Origin of the sequence: Pseudomonas sp. zfem003, assembly GCF_032621675.1 — a bacterium.
GTDB classification, from domain to species: Bacteria; Pseudomonadota; Gammaproteobacteria; order Pseudomonadales; family Pseudomonadaceae; genus Metapseudomonas; species Metapseudomonas otitidis.
The window spans coordinates 259,599-276,371 of record NZ_JAVYJG010000011.1 but is presented as its reverse complement, the minus strand read 5'-3'; the positions used below and the strand labels follow the sequence as shown (position 1 = coordinate 276,371).

The window sequence follows — 16,773 nt, the reverse complement described above, 5'->3', positions numbered from 1 at the left end:
AGCCCCTAGCCTAAGCAGCACAGAGACTGTATCTCGCGCTGGAGAGGGCGAATGTCCGGGATCGTAGTGCAAGGCGTTTTCATAGGCAAAGCCGAAGATATCGGCGGTGGGCTCAGCAGCGCGGTCGACAAGCAGCCGGTGAACCACCGGCTGTGGCTGTGGCCCCAGGGGCTCGGCAGCGATGAGCAGGGCGACCAGCGTTTCCACGGCGGTCCCGAGCGCGCCCTGCACCATTACCCGGCCGAGCACTACCGCTACTGGCGCAAGCATTACCGCCACCTGGCCTGGAAGGCGCCGAGCTTCGGCGAGAACCTTTCCACCTACGGCCTCACCGAGGACCAGGTGTGCATCGGCGACATCTTCCGCTGGGGCGGCGCCCTGCTGCAGGTCAGCCAGCCGCGCTCGCCGTGCTATCGCCTGAGCCGCCGCTGGGGCATCCCGGCGCTGCCGGAGCAGGTGCAGGAAACCGGCCGCTGCGGCTGGTTCTACCGCGTGTTGCGTCCCGGCTTCGTCAGCCTCGACAGCACCCTGGAGCTGGTCCAGCGCTCCTACCCGGGCCTGACCGTCGCCCACGCCATCCAGAGCTACTTCCACTACCCGTTGGAGCACGCCGGCCTGCAGCAGCTGCAGCAATGCTCGGCACTCTCCTCCCGCTGGCGCGACACCGCCGCCCGCCGCCTCGCCACCGGCGTGGTGGAGGACTGGAGTGCCCGCCTGCAAGGGCTGCCGCTGGAGGGGATGCGGGCATGAGCGACTACCGCATCGGCCTGCGCCGCGACCAGGTGCTGCTGGCGGAGCTGTCGGTCAACCAGGCCCGCTACGTCGAGGTGACCCGCGAGCTGCGCGCCCGTTTCCCCCGGGAAGAGGGCTTCAGCCTGCACATCGAGCGCCGCCGCGAATTGCGCCGCATCCTCGAACAGGGCCCGGAAGGGTTGCGCCTGCTGGGCATCGAATACTGCCATGAAGAGGTACCCGACCATGCGTGACCCGCTCGCCGGCATGCGCCTGATGAAGACCGTGGAGCGTCCCGAGCAGGTCTTCGTTCGTGGCCAGGGCTCCTGGCTCTGGGATGCCGACGGCCGCGCCTACCTGGACTTCACCCAGGGCTGGGCGGTGAACAGCCTCGGCCACAGCCCCAGCGTCGTGGTGGACGCCCTGCGGCGCCAGGCCGAAGCGGTGATCAATCCCGGACCGGCGTATTACAACCGCAGCCTGCTCAAGCTGGCCTCGCGCCTGTGCCAGGCCACCGACAGCGACCAGGTCTACTTTCTCAACAGCGGCGCCGAGGCCAACGAAGGCGCCATCAAGCTGGCGCGCAAATGGGGCCAGGTGCACCGGGGCGGCGCCTACCGCATCGTCACCGCCTGCAACAGCTTCCACGGACGCACCCTGGCCACCATGTCGGCCTCCGGCAAGCCGGCCTTCGAGCACCTGTTCGAGCCCAAGCTGCCGGGCTTCACCAAGGTGCCCTACAACGACCTGGAGGCCCTCGAAACCGCCGTCGACGACGAGACCGTGGCCGTCATGCTGGAGCCGGTCCAGGGCGAGGCCGGGGTCATTCCCGCCACCCTCGACTACCTGCAGGGCGCCGAGCGCCTGTGCCGTGCCAGGGGCGTGCTGCTGATCCTCGACGAGGTGCAGACCGGCGTCGGCCGCTGCGGCACCCTGCTGGCCGAGGAGCTGTATGGCATCCGTGCCGACGTCATCACCCTCGGCAAGGGGCTGGGAGGCGGCGTACCCCTGGCCGCGCTGCTGGCCCGGGGCAATGCCTGCTGTTTCGAACCCGGCGAGCAGGGCGGCACCTACCACGGCAATGCCTTGATGACCGCTGCGGGGCTGGCAGTGCTGAAGACCGTGCTGGAACCCGGCTTTCTCGAACAGGTGCGCGAGGTGTCCCAGCACCTGCGCGAGGGGCTCGCCCGGGTGGCGCGCCGCCACGGCCACGGCCCCCTGCGTGGCCATGGGCTGATGGTGGGCATGCCGCTGATCCACCAGTCGGCCACACGGGTGGCCCGCCAGGCGCTGGAGGACGGGTTGCTGATCAACGCGCCCCAGGCCGACTGCCTGCGCTTCACCCCGGCGCTGAACGTCAGCCTCGCCAACGTCGACGAAATGCTCAAACGCCTCAACCGCGCGCTTTCCCTGGCCCGCAGCAAAGAACCGGAGATCGCCTGACATGCGTGTCGCCATCCTTCAGCACGTCCCCTTCGAAGGCCCCGGGCGTATCGCCCAGTGGCTGGAGCTGCGCGCCGCACAGGCGTGGATCTACCCCCTCCACGCCGATGGTCGCCTGCCCGCGCTGGAGGACTTCGACCTGCTGGTGGTGCTCGGTGGCCCGATGAGCGTGCACGATGAGGCGCTCTACCCCTGGCTCCGGGAAGAGAAGGCGCTGATCCGTGCGGCGCTGGAGGGCGAAAAGCGCGTGCTGGGCATCTGCCTGGGTGGCCAGTTGCTGGCCGAAGCGCTGGGCGCCGAGGTACGCCCCGGCGAGGTTGAGATCGGCTGGTGGCCCCTGGAGAAGAATCCCCTGGCCGACCGCTCTCCGCTCGGGCGAATGCTGCCTCAGCGTCTGCTGGCCCTGCACTGGCACGGCGAGACCTTCGGGCTGCCGGATGGCGCGATCCCGCTCTACGGCTCTGCCGCCTGTGCCAACCAGGGGTTCGTCTGGCGCGAGCACGCCATCGCCCTGCAATGCCACCTGGAAAGCACCCCGGAGAGCATCGAAGCCTTGTTGCAGGCCTGTCCGGAGGACCTGGCGCGACCGGGCTCGGTGGAGGATGCCGCCGCGATCCGTGATGGCTACCCCCAGTGCAGTGCCTTGGCGCCGACGCTGTTCCGCCTGCTGGACTACCTCACCGGTCCCCACGCCGTGCTGACCTGATTCCCTTCTCGAGTCCTTTTTCTCAACCGCCCGGCGGCCCTGCCCTTTGCCCCGGGCGGTTTTTCTTGGTGCGGACCTGACGCGGTTCGCGGGGCTCGCTGCATCCTGCGGACGTGACCATGGCGTAGGGGGGATCGCGCTTCATCGATCCACCGCTTCCCTGGGCTGAAGCCCAGGCTACGAGGGCTTCACCACGGGTTTGAGGCGCACGGGCCCAGCCGTGCTTGGTGGATGGAAAAAAGTGCCATTCACCTTGCGCCGTGGCCATCGCAGCAGGAGGCGGGGAATGCTGGGGAGTCGCCGTAGGATGGGCTGAGCTGTGCGAAGCCCATCACTCCCGGCTCGTTTCAGACCAGGGGGCCGTAGAGGGCGGCGCGGCGGTCGTTGAGGTAGGTCAGGGCCTGGCGGGAGCGCTCCAGCAGGTCCCGACGCAGATCGGCGAAGGCCAGGGTTTCCTCGCGGCCGCACACGGCGGCCAGGCTGCCGTCCGGGGCGCTGACGCTTGAGAGGCCGCAATAGCGGATCTCGCCTTCGGCGCCGCAGTAGTTGGCGTAGGCCAGGTAGCACTGGCTTTCGTAGGCGCGGGCGCGCACCAGCACCTCGCAGACGAAGTCGAAGGGCACCATGTTCGCCGTGGGCACCAGCACCGCGTCCGCGCCGGCCAGGGCCAGGCGGCGCACGTTCTCGGGGAATTCCACGTCGTAGCAGACCAGCAGCCCCAGCTTCCAGCCCTCCAGTTCCACCAGCGGGGACAGGTCTTCGCCTGCGCTGAACATGCCCCGGTCCAGCTCGCCGAACAGGTGGGTCTTGCGGTAGTGGCCGAGGCGTTCGCCCCGGGCATCGATCAGTTGCACCGCGTTGTACAGCGCGCCGGTGTCATCCCGCTCCGGGTAGCCGTAGAGCACGGCGATGCCGTGCTCCCGGGCGATGCCGGCGATGCGCGCGGCCCAGTCGCCGTCGGCCGGCTGGGCCAGGCGCTGCACCGCCTCCAGGCCGATGTCGTAGCCGCTGAGGAACATCTCCGGCGTGATCAGCAATCGCGCCCCATGCCGCGCCGCTTCGGCCGCCCGTTGGTGCAGGCGTTCTAGGTTGGCGTCCGGGTCCAGGGGCTGCGGCGGGCATTGGTAGAGGGCGATGCGCATGGGGCTCTCCTGTCAGTCCGGCAGGGCGATGGGGCCGAGTTCGGCGAAGCAGTCGCCCGGGCCGGGATTGTCCGCCGGGGTGCTGCCGCCGAAGTGGCGCATGATGCCCCACACCGCATTGAGCGAGGTCTGCACCGCGCCCTCGACCCAGGCCGGCGTCCAGGACACATCGTCGCCGGCGATGAAGATGCCGCGCTGCTCGGCGGGCATGTCGTCCTGCATGAAGTGGGCGTACATGCGCTGGTTGTAGCGGTAGTGGCCCGGCAGCGCGCCCTTGAAGGCGCCGAGGAAGTGCGGGTCGGCCTCCCAGGACACGGTGATCGGGTCACCGATGATGTGGCTGGCGATGTCCACGTCCGGGTAGATCTTCTTCAGCGCGTCGAGGGCCAGCTTCACGCGCTTCTCCACCGGGTGCGGCAGCATCTTCAGGGCGTCGCTCATCCAGGAGTAGGACAGGCAGATCACCCCCGGCTTGTCGTCGCCGTTGTCGAACAGGTAGGTGCCACGGGTGAGGCGGTCGGTGAGGGTCATGCTCAGGGTATCGCGGCCGGTCTGCGGGTCCTTGTCCTTCCAGAACGGCCGGTCGACCATCACGAAGGTCTTCGAGGACTGCATGTAGCGGGTGCGGTCCAGGGCCATCCACAGCTTCTGCGAGAACAGCGACTCCTCGCACTCGATCTGGGTGGTCAGCAGCCAGGTCTGGCAGGTGGCGAGCACGGCGGCGTAGTGGCGGGTGTCGCCCCAGGTGTCGGTGACCGCCAGGCGGCCGTCGGCGGCACGGACGATGCGCTTGACCCCCGGCCGCGCCGCGCCGTTGTGCAGTGATGCCAGGCTGGTGCCCGCCGGCCAGTGCACGCAGCGCTCCGGCGCATGGCGCCAGATGCCCATGGGCACCTGTTGCACGCCGCCGACGATCAGGTGCTGGTTGTCGTCGCAGGCGGTCATCACCACGCGGAAGATCTCCAGCATGGAGTTGGGGAAGTCCGAGTCCCAGCCGCCGGTGCCGAAACCGACCTGGCCGAACACCTCGCGGTGGTGGAAGGAGAGCTGGGCGAAGGCCTTGGAGCTGGCGACGAAGTCATAGAAGGTGCGGTCGTCCCAGAGCGGCACCAGGGTGTTCCACAGGGCTTTCAGGCGCTTCACGTCGCGGTCGCGGATGGCCTGCTGGATCTCGCCGAACTGCGCGCCGTCCTCCAGGGCATCGGCCCAAGCGTCGGCCACTTCCTGGAACAGCGCCGGCAGGTCCGCCAGCTTCTCCGCGTAGTAGGTCTTGCCCTCGATGTCGATCACCGTGCTGCCGGAGGCCGGGGTGAGCGGGTTGGGGAAGGGCTGGGTCTTGAGGCCGAGCATGTCCACGTAGTGGTAGAAGGCCGTGGACGAGGCCGGGAAGCGCATGCCACCCAGCTCGGCGATGATCCCGTCGGTGCCCTCGAAGGCCTGCGAGCGCAGGCGCCCGCCCATCTTCGAGGCCTCGTAGACCACCGGCTTCAAGCCCATCTTCATCAGCTCGTAGGCCGCCACCAGCCCGGCGATGCCGGCACCGACGATGGCCACCTCGGCGCCGTGGTGCTCGGCCGGGATGCTGCCCAGGCCGGCGGGGTGACGGATCCAGTCGTCGAAGGCGAAGGGGAAGTCCGGGCCGAAGATGGTGATGGGGCTCTTGCCGTCGGCGGGGTGGCGGTTGTTGTTGTGCATGGCGACCTGCGAGGGATGTTGGAGGGGCTGTCTGGGCAGCGTTGGCGCCATTCTAGGGAGGCTGAATTTCGTCCATAAGACGATTTGTGTCGTCATTAAGCTGTTTGTGCATTCAAAACGACGAGAGATTTTAGCTAAGTGACGAGGTGATCTAGGTGGATATCGGATTCCTAGGAAATTTCCATTAAGTCGTAGGTTTACGGCTTTCACGAAGAAGGGAGTCACCTCGGAACGTCCCGACAAGCTGATCAGCCATCATGCGGGCCTTCATATCCGGGACACAGGGAGATGCCTCATGCGCACATGGGTTTGCCGTTCGCTCGTTTTTTTCAGCATGGTGCTGGGGTTTCATGGGCAGGCAGCATGGGCGTTCCCTGCGACGTGCAAGGGGTCGTTCGCCATGACCACCTACACATTGCCCACAAGCTTGACGGTTCGCCGGGATATGAATGTTGGCGATGTGCTGTTCGACACCCAGGGTTGGGTCGGCGGAGGCCAGGCTGATATCACCTGTGGCGGCTTCCTGCAGCACGGTGACCTGTGGCTCGATCGGGGCTTTACTGGAACCCCCGCGCCTGTCCCCGGATTGCCTTATGTCTATGCCACTGGAGTGCCTGGGGTTGGGATTCGCGTAGCCTGGTCTCGAAACGTGTCTGCCCCGGCGCAGATGTCGGGTGGGCAGTACATGACCAGCCCGCGCACCAGTAACGAGAGGCTCGAATGGGGTCGCTACACGCCGGCCAACCTCTGGTGGATCCAACTGATCAAGACCGGCCCCATACGCAGTGGCACCTACTCCATCCCGATTGTCGAGGTCTACTATCACAACCAGATTTCCAATCGACTGGCCTTCACAGGGGCGAATCTGGTCGTGCAGACCCAGGGCTGTCGCCTCCTCAACCCCTCGCAGAACGTGCTGCTCGGCAAATCCTGGATGAAGGATTTCAAGGGCGTGGGCAGCACTGCTTGGCCGAAGGATTTCGATATCGATCTCCAGTGCGAGCCTGATATCGCAGTCTCCTACCGAATCGATGGGCTCAAGGTTGACGACTCCACACTGAAGAACAGCGAAGGCCGTGACATGGCTAAAGGAGTCGGTGTCCAGCTGCTTAGCCGACATGGCTTTGTGGGACCGTTGGCCATGGGCAGGGAAGTGCTCCTTGGGCGCACCGCCGCGTCAGGTACGTCCGTGGTGCGCATCCCACTGACGGCTCGCTACCGTCAGGTCGACAGTGCGGTCGGCCCAGGTCAAGTGGTGACTTCAGCCACCATCACCCTGTTCTACCGCTGACCCCTCAGGCCGGCCCCGGCAGGGGCTGGCCGCGGTCGATCTTGCAACTGAGGATGATGGAGGTGGTGGTGCGCTCCACCCCTTCCACATTGCCGATCTCGTCCAGCAACTGGTCCAGCCGCTCCGGTGATTCGGCGCGCAGCCAGGCCACGTAGTCGAACTCCCCACTCACCGTGCACAGCAACTGCACCTCGGCCATTCCGGTCAGGCGGCGCAGCACGTCCTTGCCGCTGCGTGACCGTACGGTGATGCCCACGTAGGCCTGCAGGCCGCCTTCCGCCACGCGCTGGCCCAGGCGCACGCCGTAGCCGCTGATCACCCCGCTGCGCTCCAGCCGCGCCAGGCGCGAGTTCACCGTGGTGCGGGCGATGCCCAGGCGGCGGGCGAGGGTGGCGACGCTTTCACGGGCGTTGATCTGCAGCGCGGCGATCAGCTGGCGGTCAGTTTCATCAAGGGCGTGCTGGGTGTATTCGGGCATCGTGGGTATCGGTTACCGGTTGGGCCAATGGCGCACAGGTTGATGTAAGTGGTGAAACGGGTCGGTGAGGTATTGATAGGGCCCTACGGCTGGAGGGGCCAGCGCCGATTTACCGCACTGTGACGGATACCTAGCATGCCTGCTCCGCTTGATGTACGGAGAGCACAGTTGATCACGCCGTCTCGACTTCTGATGTATCTCTTGGTGATCGCGCTGTTCCCCGTGATGGGGGTAGTGAGCCCCCATGCGCTGGGCTGCAGCCTGAAGCGCGGCCAGAGTACCAACTTCACGTTCCCCAGCCCCCTCCATGTGCCCCGTGACCTGCCGATCGGTGGCGTCATCTACGACACCCATGGTTGGATCGGCTCCGGCGATGCCTATGTGGACTGCATGGGGCTCTTCCAGCACTACATCGGGACGGGCTTTATTTCCGGCCCCAGTGAAGTCAAGGTGCCTGGCAAGACGGACGTCTACGCCACCGGCCTGCCGGGTGTCGGCATCCGGGTTGCCTGGTCCAGCAGTCTGGACACCCCTGCTCACATGGAAGGCGGGGAGATGATGCGCTCTGCACGGCGCCGAACGCCAATCCCGCGAAACCACTATTCACCCGCGCAACGCTGGTGGATCCAGCTGATCAAGACGGACACGATCAACTCGGGCGTCCTCAGCATGAATCCGGTGCGGATCTACTACGACGATGAGCTGACCAACCAGCTCAACTTTCTCTCGTCGCAGGTGGTGTTCCAGAAGCGTGGCTGTGTGGCGACCGGCGCAACGCAGACGGTCACGCTGCTGCAGTCCAATATCGGCCAGTTCAAGGGGGGCGGCTCAACGGCGCGCCCCCGAATCTTCAGCATCGATCTGGACTGCGATGAAGGGGTCAATGTGTCCTACCGCATCGATGGGTTGCCTGCGACGGACTCGGTACTCAAGAACGTCACGGGTTCGCTCAAGCTGGCGAGTGGCATCGGCGTGCAACTGCTGCAATCAGATGGGGTGCAGCCGCTCTTGCTTGGCCAAAAGTATGTTCTGGGCACAGCCGACAGACCGAACAGCGATATGAAAATCGAGCTCCAGGCCCGCTACTACCAGTTCCAGGAGCAGATCAGACCGGGCCTTATCCTGACCACTGCAACGGTAACCCTGTATTACGAGTGACGGCCGGGTCTCCGATACGACGTACGCACCCGCTGCCGAGCCTTGGCTTGGCCTGGGCCTGTTTTCGGCAGCGCTCACGGCGCTGCTCGCCTCACTCGTAATACAGCGTCAGGTGCACCAGCGCCTCTACCGTGCCTGGCACCACCTCGGTGTCGAGCTGGTAATAGCGTGCCGTGAGCGGGATGTTGAGGAGCGCACCCCGGTCGGGCCCCAGGGCGGTGTAGAAGACCTTCTCGCCGAACACCACCGGGGCGCCGTTGCTGTCCCTGAGCAGTTGCACCCCCACTCCCCGCGCCGTGCCCCGTGTATCGCTGCTGTGGACCACCGAAGGCGATGCCTTGAGCGGCGCGTCCAGGCTGTAGGAGAGGCGCAGGTCCGGATCGCATTCCAGGGGAATCTGGAAATTCGTCGGCCGCGCGGTTGAGCCCGGCCCGGTGAAGTCCCGCAGCTGGGCCTTGGCCATGCGTACGTCCAGGGACGAGTTCTGCAACCGGCACCCGCGTTTCTGGTAGATCACCTGGCTCGCCGGGAACACCAGCTCGTTGGTCAGGAGGTTGTGGTAGTAGTTGCGGATCGGCGCGATCTGGTAAGTGCCCGAGGCGATGGGCCCGGTCTTGATCAACTGGATCCACCAGCGCTGGGCCGGCGCATAGGTGTCCCGCGAAATCTGTGTGGTGGAGCGCGGGATGGTCATGTAGATCCCGCCGTCCATGCCCGCCGGACGGGACTGGGGGTTGTTGTTCCAGGCCACCTTGATGCCGACCCCTGGCACGCCGGTCTCGTAGACATGCTCCAGGCCGGTGGCCTTGGTGTTGCCGGTGAAGCCCAGATCGAGCCAGAAGGTGCCGAAGCCCGAGCAGCGCGCCGACGCCTGACCGCCACCGACCCAGCCCCCCGAGTCATGCAGCACGGTACCGACCGGCGCGTCCCGCTGGATTGTGAGGGTGGCGGGGAGTGGGTAGCTGGTCTTCAACCCTGACCCTGAGCAGTTGGCTCCCAGGGCGAGGCCGGACATTGCCAGCAGCGCAAGCACACTGCCGGACGCAAGGCACAGGGATGTGTTCATGGAAGGCACCGTGAACGAGGAGGAGGGGATTCTTAGAGAGCGACCGGAATGAGTCCGCGCCATAGCCTTTGTCCCGGGGCTGGGCATCGGACGGCACTGGCTCCTAAAGCCGTTGATTGCTTAATGAGAGGGGATATCCGGCGAATCGTGGCAGGCCGGCCATTCGATTTCGTGGGTTGATTGACTATGAATGTAGTGACGATGGCCTACAGGGTTGCAAGGCTTGCGTGAAGGGTGGCCGACACGGCGATGTTGATGGCATCGGTAAAATTCCCACCCCTTTTCCTACCCTGTCGGTCATCCCCATGAAGCACGCCGCATGCCGCACGCTGGCAGGTGCCCTGGCGCTCCTGTTGATGTCCAGCCTTGCCTGGGGCGCCAGTTGCACAGGCTCGGGGCGCAAGACCCAGTTCCCGCTGCCTACCACGCTGTCCCTGCAGCGCGATGCGCCCATCGGCTCGGTGCTCTACGACACCCATGGCTGGATCGGCACGGGCGTGGCCTCGGCCTCCTGCTCCGGACCGGGCACCATCTGGCAGGACCATGGCTACAGAGCGGCCATGACAGCCACTTCAATGCCGGACGTCTATGAGTCGGGTGTTCCGGGTATCGGTATCCGAGTGGCCTGGGCGAACAACGCCAACCGTCCGCCACCCACCATGAGCGGGGGCTCCTACATGAGGTACCCGCGCACTGAAACGCAGATATCCGCCAACACCTACGCGCCGGCCCAGCTCTGGTGGGTCCAGTTGATCAAGACCGGCCCCATTGCCTCGGGTACCTTCCAGATCGCACCGATCCAGGTCTACTACCACAACCTGCTGACCAATGAACTCACCTTCCCGGCGAGCCAACTGGTGTTCAACAAGCGGGGTTGCCGAATGCTCAACCCTGCTATCACCGTGACGCTGCCAACTGCAAACCTGCATCACTTCGACGGTTACGGCAGTTCGGCAGGGGAGCGTCCGTTCACCATCCCCTTGGAGTGCGACGCTGATGTCCACGTCTCCTACCGTGTGGATGGGATCCATTTCATGTCGGTGCTGGAGAACAGCGAGGGGCCCGGCATGGCCAAGGGCGTAGGGGTGCAGCTGCTCAAAGGTGCGGGTGGCGGCACACCGCTGGTGCTGGGCGCCAAGGCCTATCACCTGTACACCGGGGAGATGGCCGGGCTCAGCGTGATTCCGCTGATAGCCCGCTATTACCAGGTCGACACCGCTGTAACGCCCGGCAAAGTGATCACCACCGCCACCCTCACGATGTTCTACGAATAGGGCACTCGATCGTCCTACGGCGCTTGCCTACAGACGTGGCGGTCACGCCGGACGCCTAGCCGACAGGGAGAGACGGAGCGAATCATTAGAATTCGCCCCCCATTTTTCCCCGGTCACCTTCATGAGCCCGCGTCCTTTCACCCGGCTGGCCAGCGCCCTGGCGCTCCTGCTCGCGTCCGGCATGGCCTGGGGGGCCAGCTGCAGCGGGTCGGGGCACAAGAACCAGCTGCCGCTGCCCACCACCCTGACCGTTCACCGCGATGCGCCGATCGGCACCGTGCTGTACGACACCAACCGCTGGATGGGCGGCGGCAGCGCCAGCGCCACCTGCACGGGGCCTGGCACCCTGTGGATGGACCACGGCTACAGCGCCACCATGCAGCGGACGGCCCTCGAACATGTGTATGAAAGCGGCGTGCCGGGCATCGGCGTCAAGGTGGCCTGGGCCAACAACGGCAGCCGTCCGCCCGCCACCATGAGCGGCGGCATCTTCATGGGCCACCCGCGCACCGAGACGCAGATCTCCGCCACCACCTACGCACCCGCCCAGCTGTGGTGGTTCCAGCTGATCAAGACCGGCCCCATCGAGTCGGGCACCTTCGCCATCAAGCCGATCCAGGTCTACTACCACAACCTGCTGACCAACGAACTGACCTTCCCGCCGACCCGCCTGGTGTTCAACAAGAAGGGTTGCCGGCTGCTCGAACCGGCCCTCACCGTGCACCTGCCCACCGCCAACCTCCACCACTTCGAGGGGGTGGGCAGTTCCGCCCGGGAGCGGCCGTTCGACATCCACCTGGATTGCGACCCGGACATCCGCATCCACTACCGCGTGGACGGGCTGAAGGCCGCGGACTCGGTGCTGCAGAACAGCACTGGCCCCGGCATGGCCAGAGGCGTGGGTGTGCAACTGCTCAAGGGCGCTGGCGATGGTGAGCCGTTGGTGCTCGGGACCAAGGCCTTCCATCAGGCCAGCGGTACCCAGGGTGGCCCCAGCGCCATCCCGCTCATCGCCCGCTACCACCAGCACGAGCCGGATATCGCCCCCGGCGCGGTGATCACCACCGCCACCCTCACGCTGTTCTACGAGTAGCCCGAGAACGCCCCCATGGCCCGGAACGACGCCGGCAGGATCGGCAACTGAAGGACCTCAGGGTGTAGAGGCGAGGATGGCGCGAGCCAGGGCCAGGTCGTCGGTGCCGGTGGGCAGCGGCTGTTGGCGCAGCTCGCGCAGGGCCCGTTCCAGCTCGGGGCCCCGGATGTCGCCGTCGCTGGCGACGAAGGCGGCGGCATCGTCCCGCGCCCGTGCCTTGTGTCCCGAGTCCATGAGGGCCCCGGTCGAGTAGCTCGGAAGGCAGAGGGTGCCTAAAGCGACAAGGGTGATGCTCATGGCCACCCCATCCAGCTTCTCCCCGGCATGGCTCGGCAATGAACCGGCAAGCAGTGCAACAGCAAGCGCTTTGCGCATCGGGTTTGCTCTCAATGGCCCGGCAGCGCCTGCACCGCCTTGCAACTGGCCTCGTAGTGCTGGGCGCAGGCCGACTGGTACAGGCGGCGGGCCTGGTCCGGGTCGCGCGGCACGCCTTCGCCACGCAGGTACAGGCTGCCGAGCACGTGCTGGGCCATGGGGTTGCCGGCGGCGGCGGACTGGTTCAGGTAGCGCAGCATCTCCGGCTGGTTGGCCAGGGCCGGGTCGTTGCGGCCGGTGTAGAGGAAGGCCAGGCTCACCGCCGCCACGGCGTTGCCCTGGTCGGCGGCGCGGGCCCACCAGTACTGGGCCTGGCGGTAGTCCTTGGCCACGAAGAAGTGGCTGCCCAGCTTGAACTGGCTCTCCGGGTCGCCGCGCTGGGCCTGCACCTGCAGCACCTCCAGCTCGCTGGGCGGCGTCTCGCGGATGACGTTGGCCGGCGCCTGCGCCTCGGCAGGGCGCTCCGGTGTCTTGGCAGTGTGGGTGCAGCCGGCCAGCAGGGCGACGGCCAGCAGCGGGACGGACAGGCGGGACAGTGACGGACGCATGGAGGCTCCTCGGCCAGGGCAGTGATGGGCGGCGGCGCCGGGCGTACAGGGTGATCGGCTTCCGCTCGCGCTTCAAGGTGTTGCAGCCAGTGGGACCGGCCCCGCGTGAAAGGGTTCTCGTCGGTTCGTCCCGGGGTTGGCTTTGTGAAATTTATTGGATAGATTTTCATGAAATTAAATCTACAAAATTTCACGAGGCCCCCATGTTCAAGCAATCCGCCCAGCATGTCGGTACCTGGTACGCCGCCGCCTTCCCCGGCCCCATCCCGCTGCGCCCGCGCCTGCAGGCGAGCCAGGACTGCGACGTGGTGGTGGTCGGCGGCGGCTTCAGCGGCCTGCACACCGCCCTGCGTCTGGCCCTGGCCGGCAAGCGCGTGGTGGTGCTGGAGGCCAGCCGGCTGGCCTGGGCGGCCTCCGGGCGCAACGGCGGGCAGGCCTTGCTGGGCTGGTCCTGCGACATGCCCCCGCTGGAGAAGGCGCTCGGCGTCGACGGCGCCCGCCAACTGTGGGACAGCATGCGCTGGGCCGCCGAAGAGATCCGCGAGCTGCCCGCCCGCCACGGCTTCGAGATGGACTACCGCAGCGGCAGCCTGTGGGCCGCCGTACTGCCGCGCCGGGTCGGCCAGCTGCACGAGGCCCAGCGCGAGGCCGAGGCGAAGTGGGGCTACGACGCCTTGCGCGTCATCGAGCGCGACGAACTGCCCGAATGGATCGGCAGCCCGCGCTACCAGGCCGCCCTCTACGACCCCGAGGCCGGCCACCTCGACCCGCTGAAGCTCGCCCACGGCCTGGCCAATGCCCTGGAAGCGGCTGGCGGGCGCATCTTCGAACAGACCCAGGCCCTGGAATACCGCACCCGCGGCGAGGGCTACAGCGTGCGCACCGCCGAAGGCGAAGTGCGCGCCGACGTGTTGGTGCTGGCCTGCAACGCCTACATCGACCGCCTCGACCCGGCCCTGGCCCGGCGCGTGCTGCCGGTGGGCTCCTACCAGGTCGCCACCGAACCGCTGGACCCGGCGCTGGCGCGCTCCCTGCTGCCGCGCAACAGCTGCGTGATCGACAACCAGTTCGTCCCCGACTACTTCCGCCTCACCCCCGACAACCGCCTGCTCTTCGGCGGTGGCTGCACCTACCTGGGTGGCCTGCCCAGGGACGTAGCGGCCGCCACCCAGCCGCACCTGGAGCGGGTCTTCCCGCAGCTGCGCGGCGTGGGCATCGAGTACGGCTGGGGCGGGCACCTGGACTGCAGCATGAAGCGCACCCCGGACATCGGCCGCAGCGGCCAGCGCTACTGGCTGCAGGGCTTCTCCGGGCACGGCGTGCTGCCGACCCTGGCCGGTGCCCGTGCCGTGGCCGACGCCATTCTCGGTGACGACCGCCTGCTGGGGCTCTACCAGCGCCTGAACAACCCCGGCTTCCCAGGTGGCGCGCTGCTGGCGCCGCCGCTGGAGGCCATCGGCAAGGCGTACTACCGCCTGCGCGACGTGATCTGAAGGGCCGCCCGCCGGCACCCGGCGGGCACCACGGAGATTCCAGATGGACAAGCAAGACGAAATCGAAGGCCTCGCGATCCTCATCCGCGACCTGCGCAAGCACAAGAACGTGACCCTGGGCGACCTGGCCACCCGCATCGACCGCTCGGTGGGCTTCCTCTCCCAGGTCGAGCGCGGCCTCTCGCGCCCCACGGTGGCCGACCTCACCGCCATCAGCGAAGCGCTGGGGGTGCCGACCACCTACTTCTACAGCCTCAGCAAGCCCCGCGAGATCCCCTGGGTCACCCGCCCCGACGAGCGCCGCACCCTCTATTACGCCGGCGGTATCACCGACGTGCTGGCCTCGCCGACCATGTCCGGCGGTTTCTCCATGCTCGAAAGCCACCTGGAGCCCGGCGCCACCAGCGGCGAAGGGCACCTGGACGACAGCTCCGAGCAGGGCGGCTTCGTCCTCGAAGGCGAGCTGACGCTCTGGTACGGCGACGACGCCGAGCCGGTGACCCTCTACGCCAACGACAGCTTCCAGCTGCCGCCCCATGCGCAGTTCCGCTACGCCAACCTCTCCGAACGGCCGACGCGGGTGCTCTGGGTCTTCACCTGACACCCGGCGGCTTCTCCCCCGAACACCCCTTTCCCTTGCAGGACCGCAGTGATGACAACAACAAGACACCCCGATCTGCTCAGCGAAGTCCGCGCCTTCCGCGAACGTCACCCGGACATCCGCTACGTCGACCTCATCTGCCTGGACATCCCCGGGCACTTCTACGGCAAGCGCTACCCCATCGACATGCTGGAGAAAGTGGCCGCCGGCGGCCCGCTGAAGGTCCCGCAGAACTGCGTGCTGCTCGGCACCCAGGGCGGGCTGTACCCCATCGGTGACTACTGCTTCGCCGACGGCGACCCGGACGCCCCGCGCCGCCTGGTGCCGGGTACCCTGGTGCCGGTGCGCTGGGAGAAGGAGCCCCTGGGGCAGATGCTGATCACCTCCGACGGCACCGAAGCGCCCATCGAATTCGAACCCCGTGAAGTGCTCGCCCGCGTGCTGCAGCGCCTGGAGCGGCGCGGCATCCGCCCGGTGGTGGCCTTCGAGCTGGAGTTCTACCTGTTCGACCGCAAGCTCGACGCCGGTCTGCCGCGCTTCCCCCGCGACCCGCTGTGCGAGGACGAGGACGACCAGCCGAACATGCACATCGAGCGCCTCTCGCGCTTCTCCAGCGTGCTGCACGAAATGGTCGACGCCGCCAACGAACAGGGCGTGGCCGCCAACGTCATCACCGCCGAACTCGGCCCCGGCCAGTTCGAGATCAACTTCGGCCACTGCGACGACGGCCTCAAGGCCGCCGACTGGGCCGCCCTGTTCTGCCGCAGCACCCGTGGCGTCGCCCTCAAGCACGGCCTGCGCGCCAGCTTCATGAGCAAGCCCTACCTGCAGGCACCGGGCAGCGGCATGCACGTGCACGTCAGCCTCTACGACCGCGACGGCCACAACCTGCTGGACGCCCAGGGCCAGCGCCCGCTGCGCCACGCCGTGGCCGGCTGCCTGGACCTGCTGCCCCACTGCATGCCGATCTTCGCCGCCAACCACAACGCCTTCCGCCGCTACGGCGCCATGGTCAACGCCGCCAGCCGCGCCAGCTGGGGCTTCGAAGACCGCGATGCGTGCATCCGCATCCCCGAGTCCGACGGCCGCAATCTGCGCATCGAACACCGCCTGGCCGGCGCCGACGCCAACCCCTACCTGGTGCTGGCGGCCATCCTCACCGGCATGGAGCACGGCCTCGACGCCGCCCGCGACCCCATCGCCCCGCTCAACGAAGACCGCTCCAGCGGCATCGACTTCCCCAAGGACATGCTCACCGCCGTCGCCGCCATGCGCGACCACCCCGTGGTCAACCAGGGCCTGGGCAGCGAATTCGTCATGGTCTATTGCGAGAACAAGCGCCAGGAGTACCTCGACTTCATCAACGAAGTCAGCGCCCGGGAATACCGCTGGTACCTGTAGCGGAACACGCTATGTGCAGGGTGGGTGGCGCTTTTTCCATCCACCCGCGGTGTTCCCGGAGACACCGAGTCGGGCAGCGCTGCGCACTGCCTGGGCGAATGAATTCGCCCCTACACACCGGCACGTCGTTGATCGGGGCGAAGGGTGGATAGCGCTCTTTCCATCCACCAATGGCACCCGCCATGGGCAGAGAACCCGGTGGTCACGCGGTGTCATTCACCGCCCCCTATCTGATTGACGAAACCCGGCGGACGTTCGTCGCTGGACTGTTAGCCTC

The 16,773-nt window shown here is 66.9% G+C and carries 17 protein-coding genes; 11 read left to right on the top strand and 6 right to left on the bottom strand.

Annotation, left to right across the window (positions count from 1 at the left end):
* Window positions 1-51: 51 nt before the first annotated feature.
* From RTK35_RS25815 to RTK35_RS25800, 4 genes are read left to right on the top strand one after another with little or no spacing between them, the layout of a single operon-like run.
* On the top strand, window positions 52-750 hold the full coding sequence (locus RTK35_RS25815) for an MOSC domain-containing protein (RefSeq protein ID WP_044411995.1): 699 nt from the start codon (window positions 52-54) through the stop codon (window positions 748-750).
* Window positions 747-986 (top strand): hypothetical protein, encoded by a 240-nt coding sequence (locus RTK35_RS25810; protein ID WP_316909322.1) that lies wholly within the window; start codon window positions 747-749, stop codon window positions 984-986. The genes RTK35_RS25815 and RTK35_RS25810 overlap by 4 nt, the downstream gene beginning before the upstream one ends.
* The gene (locus tag RTK35_RS25805; protein ID WP_316909321.1) at window positions 979-2,175 is read left to right on the top strand and encodes an acetylornithine transaminase; all 1,197 of its coding nucleotides are present in this window, start codon (window positions 979-981) and stop codon (window positions 2,173-2,175) included. The genes RTK35_RS25810 and RTK35_RS25805 overlap by 8 nt, the downstream gene beginning before the upstream one ends.
* 1 nt (window position 2,176) lies before the next feature.
* Window positions 2,177-2,881 carry a type 1 glutamine amidotransferase gene (locus RTK35_RS25800; protein ID WP_316909320.1) on the top strand — a complete coding sequence of 235 codons (705 nt, stop codon included), beginning with the start codon at window positions 2,177-2,179 and terminating at the stop codon, window positions 2,879-2,881.
* 347 nt (window positions 2,882-3,228) lie between these two features.
* On the opposite strand, the gene RTK35_RS25795 is transcribed toward RTK35_RS25800, so the two are convergent.
* Both RTK35_RS25795 and RTK35_RS25790 read right to left on the bottom strand, forming a co-directional pair.
* Window positions 3,229-4,023, bottom strand: a complete 795-nt coding sequence (locus RTK35_RS25795; RefSeq protein ID WP_316909319.1) for a carbon-nitrogen hydrolase family protein — start codon at window positions 4,021-4,023, stop codon at window positions 3,229-3,231.
* A gap of 12 nt (window positions 4,024-4,035) precedes the next feature.
* Window positions 4,036-5,718, bottom strand: a complete 1,683-nt coding sequence (locus RTK35_RS25790) for a flavin monoamine oxidase family protein (protein ID WP_316909318.1) — start codon at window positions 5,716-5,718, stop codon at window positions 4,036-4,038.
* A gap of 400 nt (window positions 5,719-6,118) precedes the next feature.
* Between RTK35_RS25790 and RTK35_RS25785 the strand changes: the two genes are divergently transcribed.
* Window positions 6,119-7,009, top strand: a complete 891-nt coding sequence (locus RTK35_RS25785) for a fimbrial protein (protein WP_316909317.1) — start codon at window positions 6,119-6,121, stop codon at window positions 7,007-7,009.
* A gap of 4 nt (window positions 7,010-7,013) precedes the next feature.
* Here the strand turns inward: RTK35_RS25785 and RTK35_RS25780 are convergent, their stop codons facing one another.
* A complete protein-coding gene (locus tag RTK35_RS25780; RefSeq protein ID WP_316909316.1) occupies window positions 7,014-7,487 on the bottom strand; it encodes an Lrp/AsnC family transcriptional regulator in 474 nt (157 codons plus the stop codon).
* A gap of 135 nt (window positions 7,488-7,622) precedes the next feature.
* Between RTK35_RS25780 and RTK35_RS25775 the strand changes: the two genes are divergently transcribed.
* Window positions 7,623-8,645, top strand: a complete 1,023-nt coding sequence (locus RTK35_RS25775; RefSeq protein WP_316909315.1) for a fimbrial protein — start codon at window positions 7,623-7,625, stop codon at window positions 8,643-8,645.
* A 91-nt stretch (window positions 8,646-8,736) separates the two neighbouring features.
* Here RTK35_RS25775 and RTK35_RS25770 read toward each other — a convergent pair whose 3' ends face one another.
* Window positions 8,737-9,711, bottom strand: coding sequence for a fimbrial protein (locus RTK35_RS25770; protein ID WP_160158611.1), 975 nt, complete (start codon window positions 9,709-9,711; stop codon window positions 8,737-8,739).
* Window positions 9,712-10,016: 305 nt separating this feature from the next.
* Here RTK35_RS25770 and RTK35_RS25765 point away from each other — a divergent pair, with 305 nt between their 5' ends.
* Entirely contained in the window at window positions 10,017-10,985 is a 969-nt protein-coding gene (locus RTK35_RS25765; RefSeq protein WP_316909314.1) for a fimbrial protein, read from the top strand.
* A gap of 121 nt (window positions 10,986-11,106) precedes the next feature.
* The gene (locus RTK35_RS25760) at window positions 11,107-12,078 is read left to right on the top strand and encodes a fimbrial protein (RefSeq protein WP_316909313.1); all 972 of its coding nucleotides are present in this window, start codon (window positions 11,107-11,109) and stop codon (window positions 12,076-12,078) included.
* A gap of 57 nt (window positions 12,079-12,135) precedes the next feature.
* Here RTK35_RS25760 and RTK35_RS25755 read toward each other — a convergent pair whose 3' ends face one another.
* Window positions 12,136-12,375 (bottom strand): DUF2388 domain-containing protein, encoded by a 240-nt coding sequence (locus RTK35_RS25755; protein WP_082078321.1) that lies wholly within the window; start codon window positions 12,373-12,375, stop codon window positions 12,136-12,138.
* 89 nt (window positions 12,376-12,464) lie between these two features.
* Window positions 12,465-13,001, bottom strand: a complete 537-nt coding sequence (locus RTK35_RS25750) for a tetratricopeptide repeat protein (RefSeq protein ID WP_074967403.1) — start codon at window positions 12,999-13,001, stop codon at window positions 12,465-12,467.
* A gap of 203 nt (window positions 13,002-13,204) precedes the next feature.
* Between RTK35_RS25750 and RTK35_RS25745 the strand changes: the two genes are divergently transcribed.
* Genes RTK35_RS25745 through RTK35_RS25735 form a run of 3 tightly spaced genes read left to right on the top strand, consistent with a single transcriptional unit; the run spans window position 13,205 to window position 16,496 of the window.
* Window positions 13,205-14,494 (top strand): FAD-binding oxidoreductase, encoded by a 1,290-nt coding sequence (locus tag RTK35_RS25745; RefSeq protein WP_316909312.1) that lies wholly within the window; start codon window positions 13,205-13,207, stop codon window positions 14,492-14,494.
* Window positions 14,495-14,537: 43 nt separating this feature from the next.
* A complete protein-coding gene (locus RTK35_RS25740) occupies window positions 14,538-15,095 on the top strand; it encodes a helix-turn-helix domain-containing protein (RefSeq protein ID WP_044412049.1) in 558 nt (185 codons plus the stop codon).
* Window positions 15,096-15,146: 51 nt separating this feature from the next.
* On the top strand, window positions 15,147-16,496 hold the full coding sequence (locus RTK35_RS25735; protein ID WP_174244733.1) for a glutamine synthetase family protein: 1,350 nt from the start codon (window positions 15,147-15,149) through the stop codon (window positions 16,494-16,496).
* Window positions 16,497-16,773 lie beyond the last annotated feature (277 nt).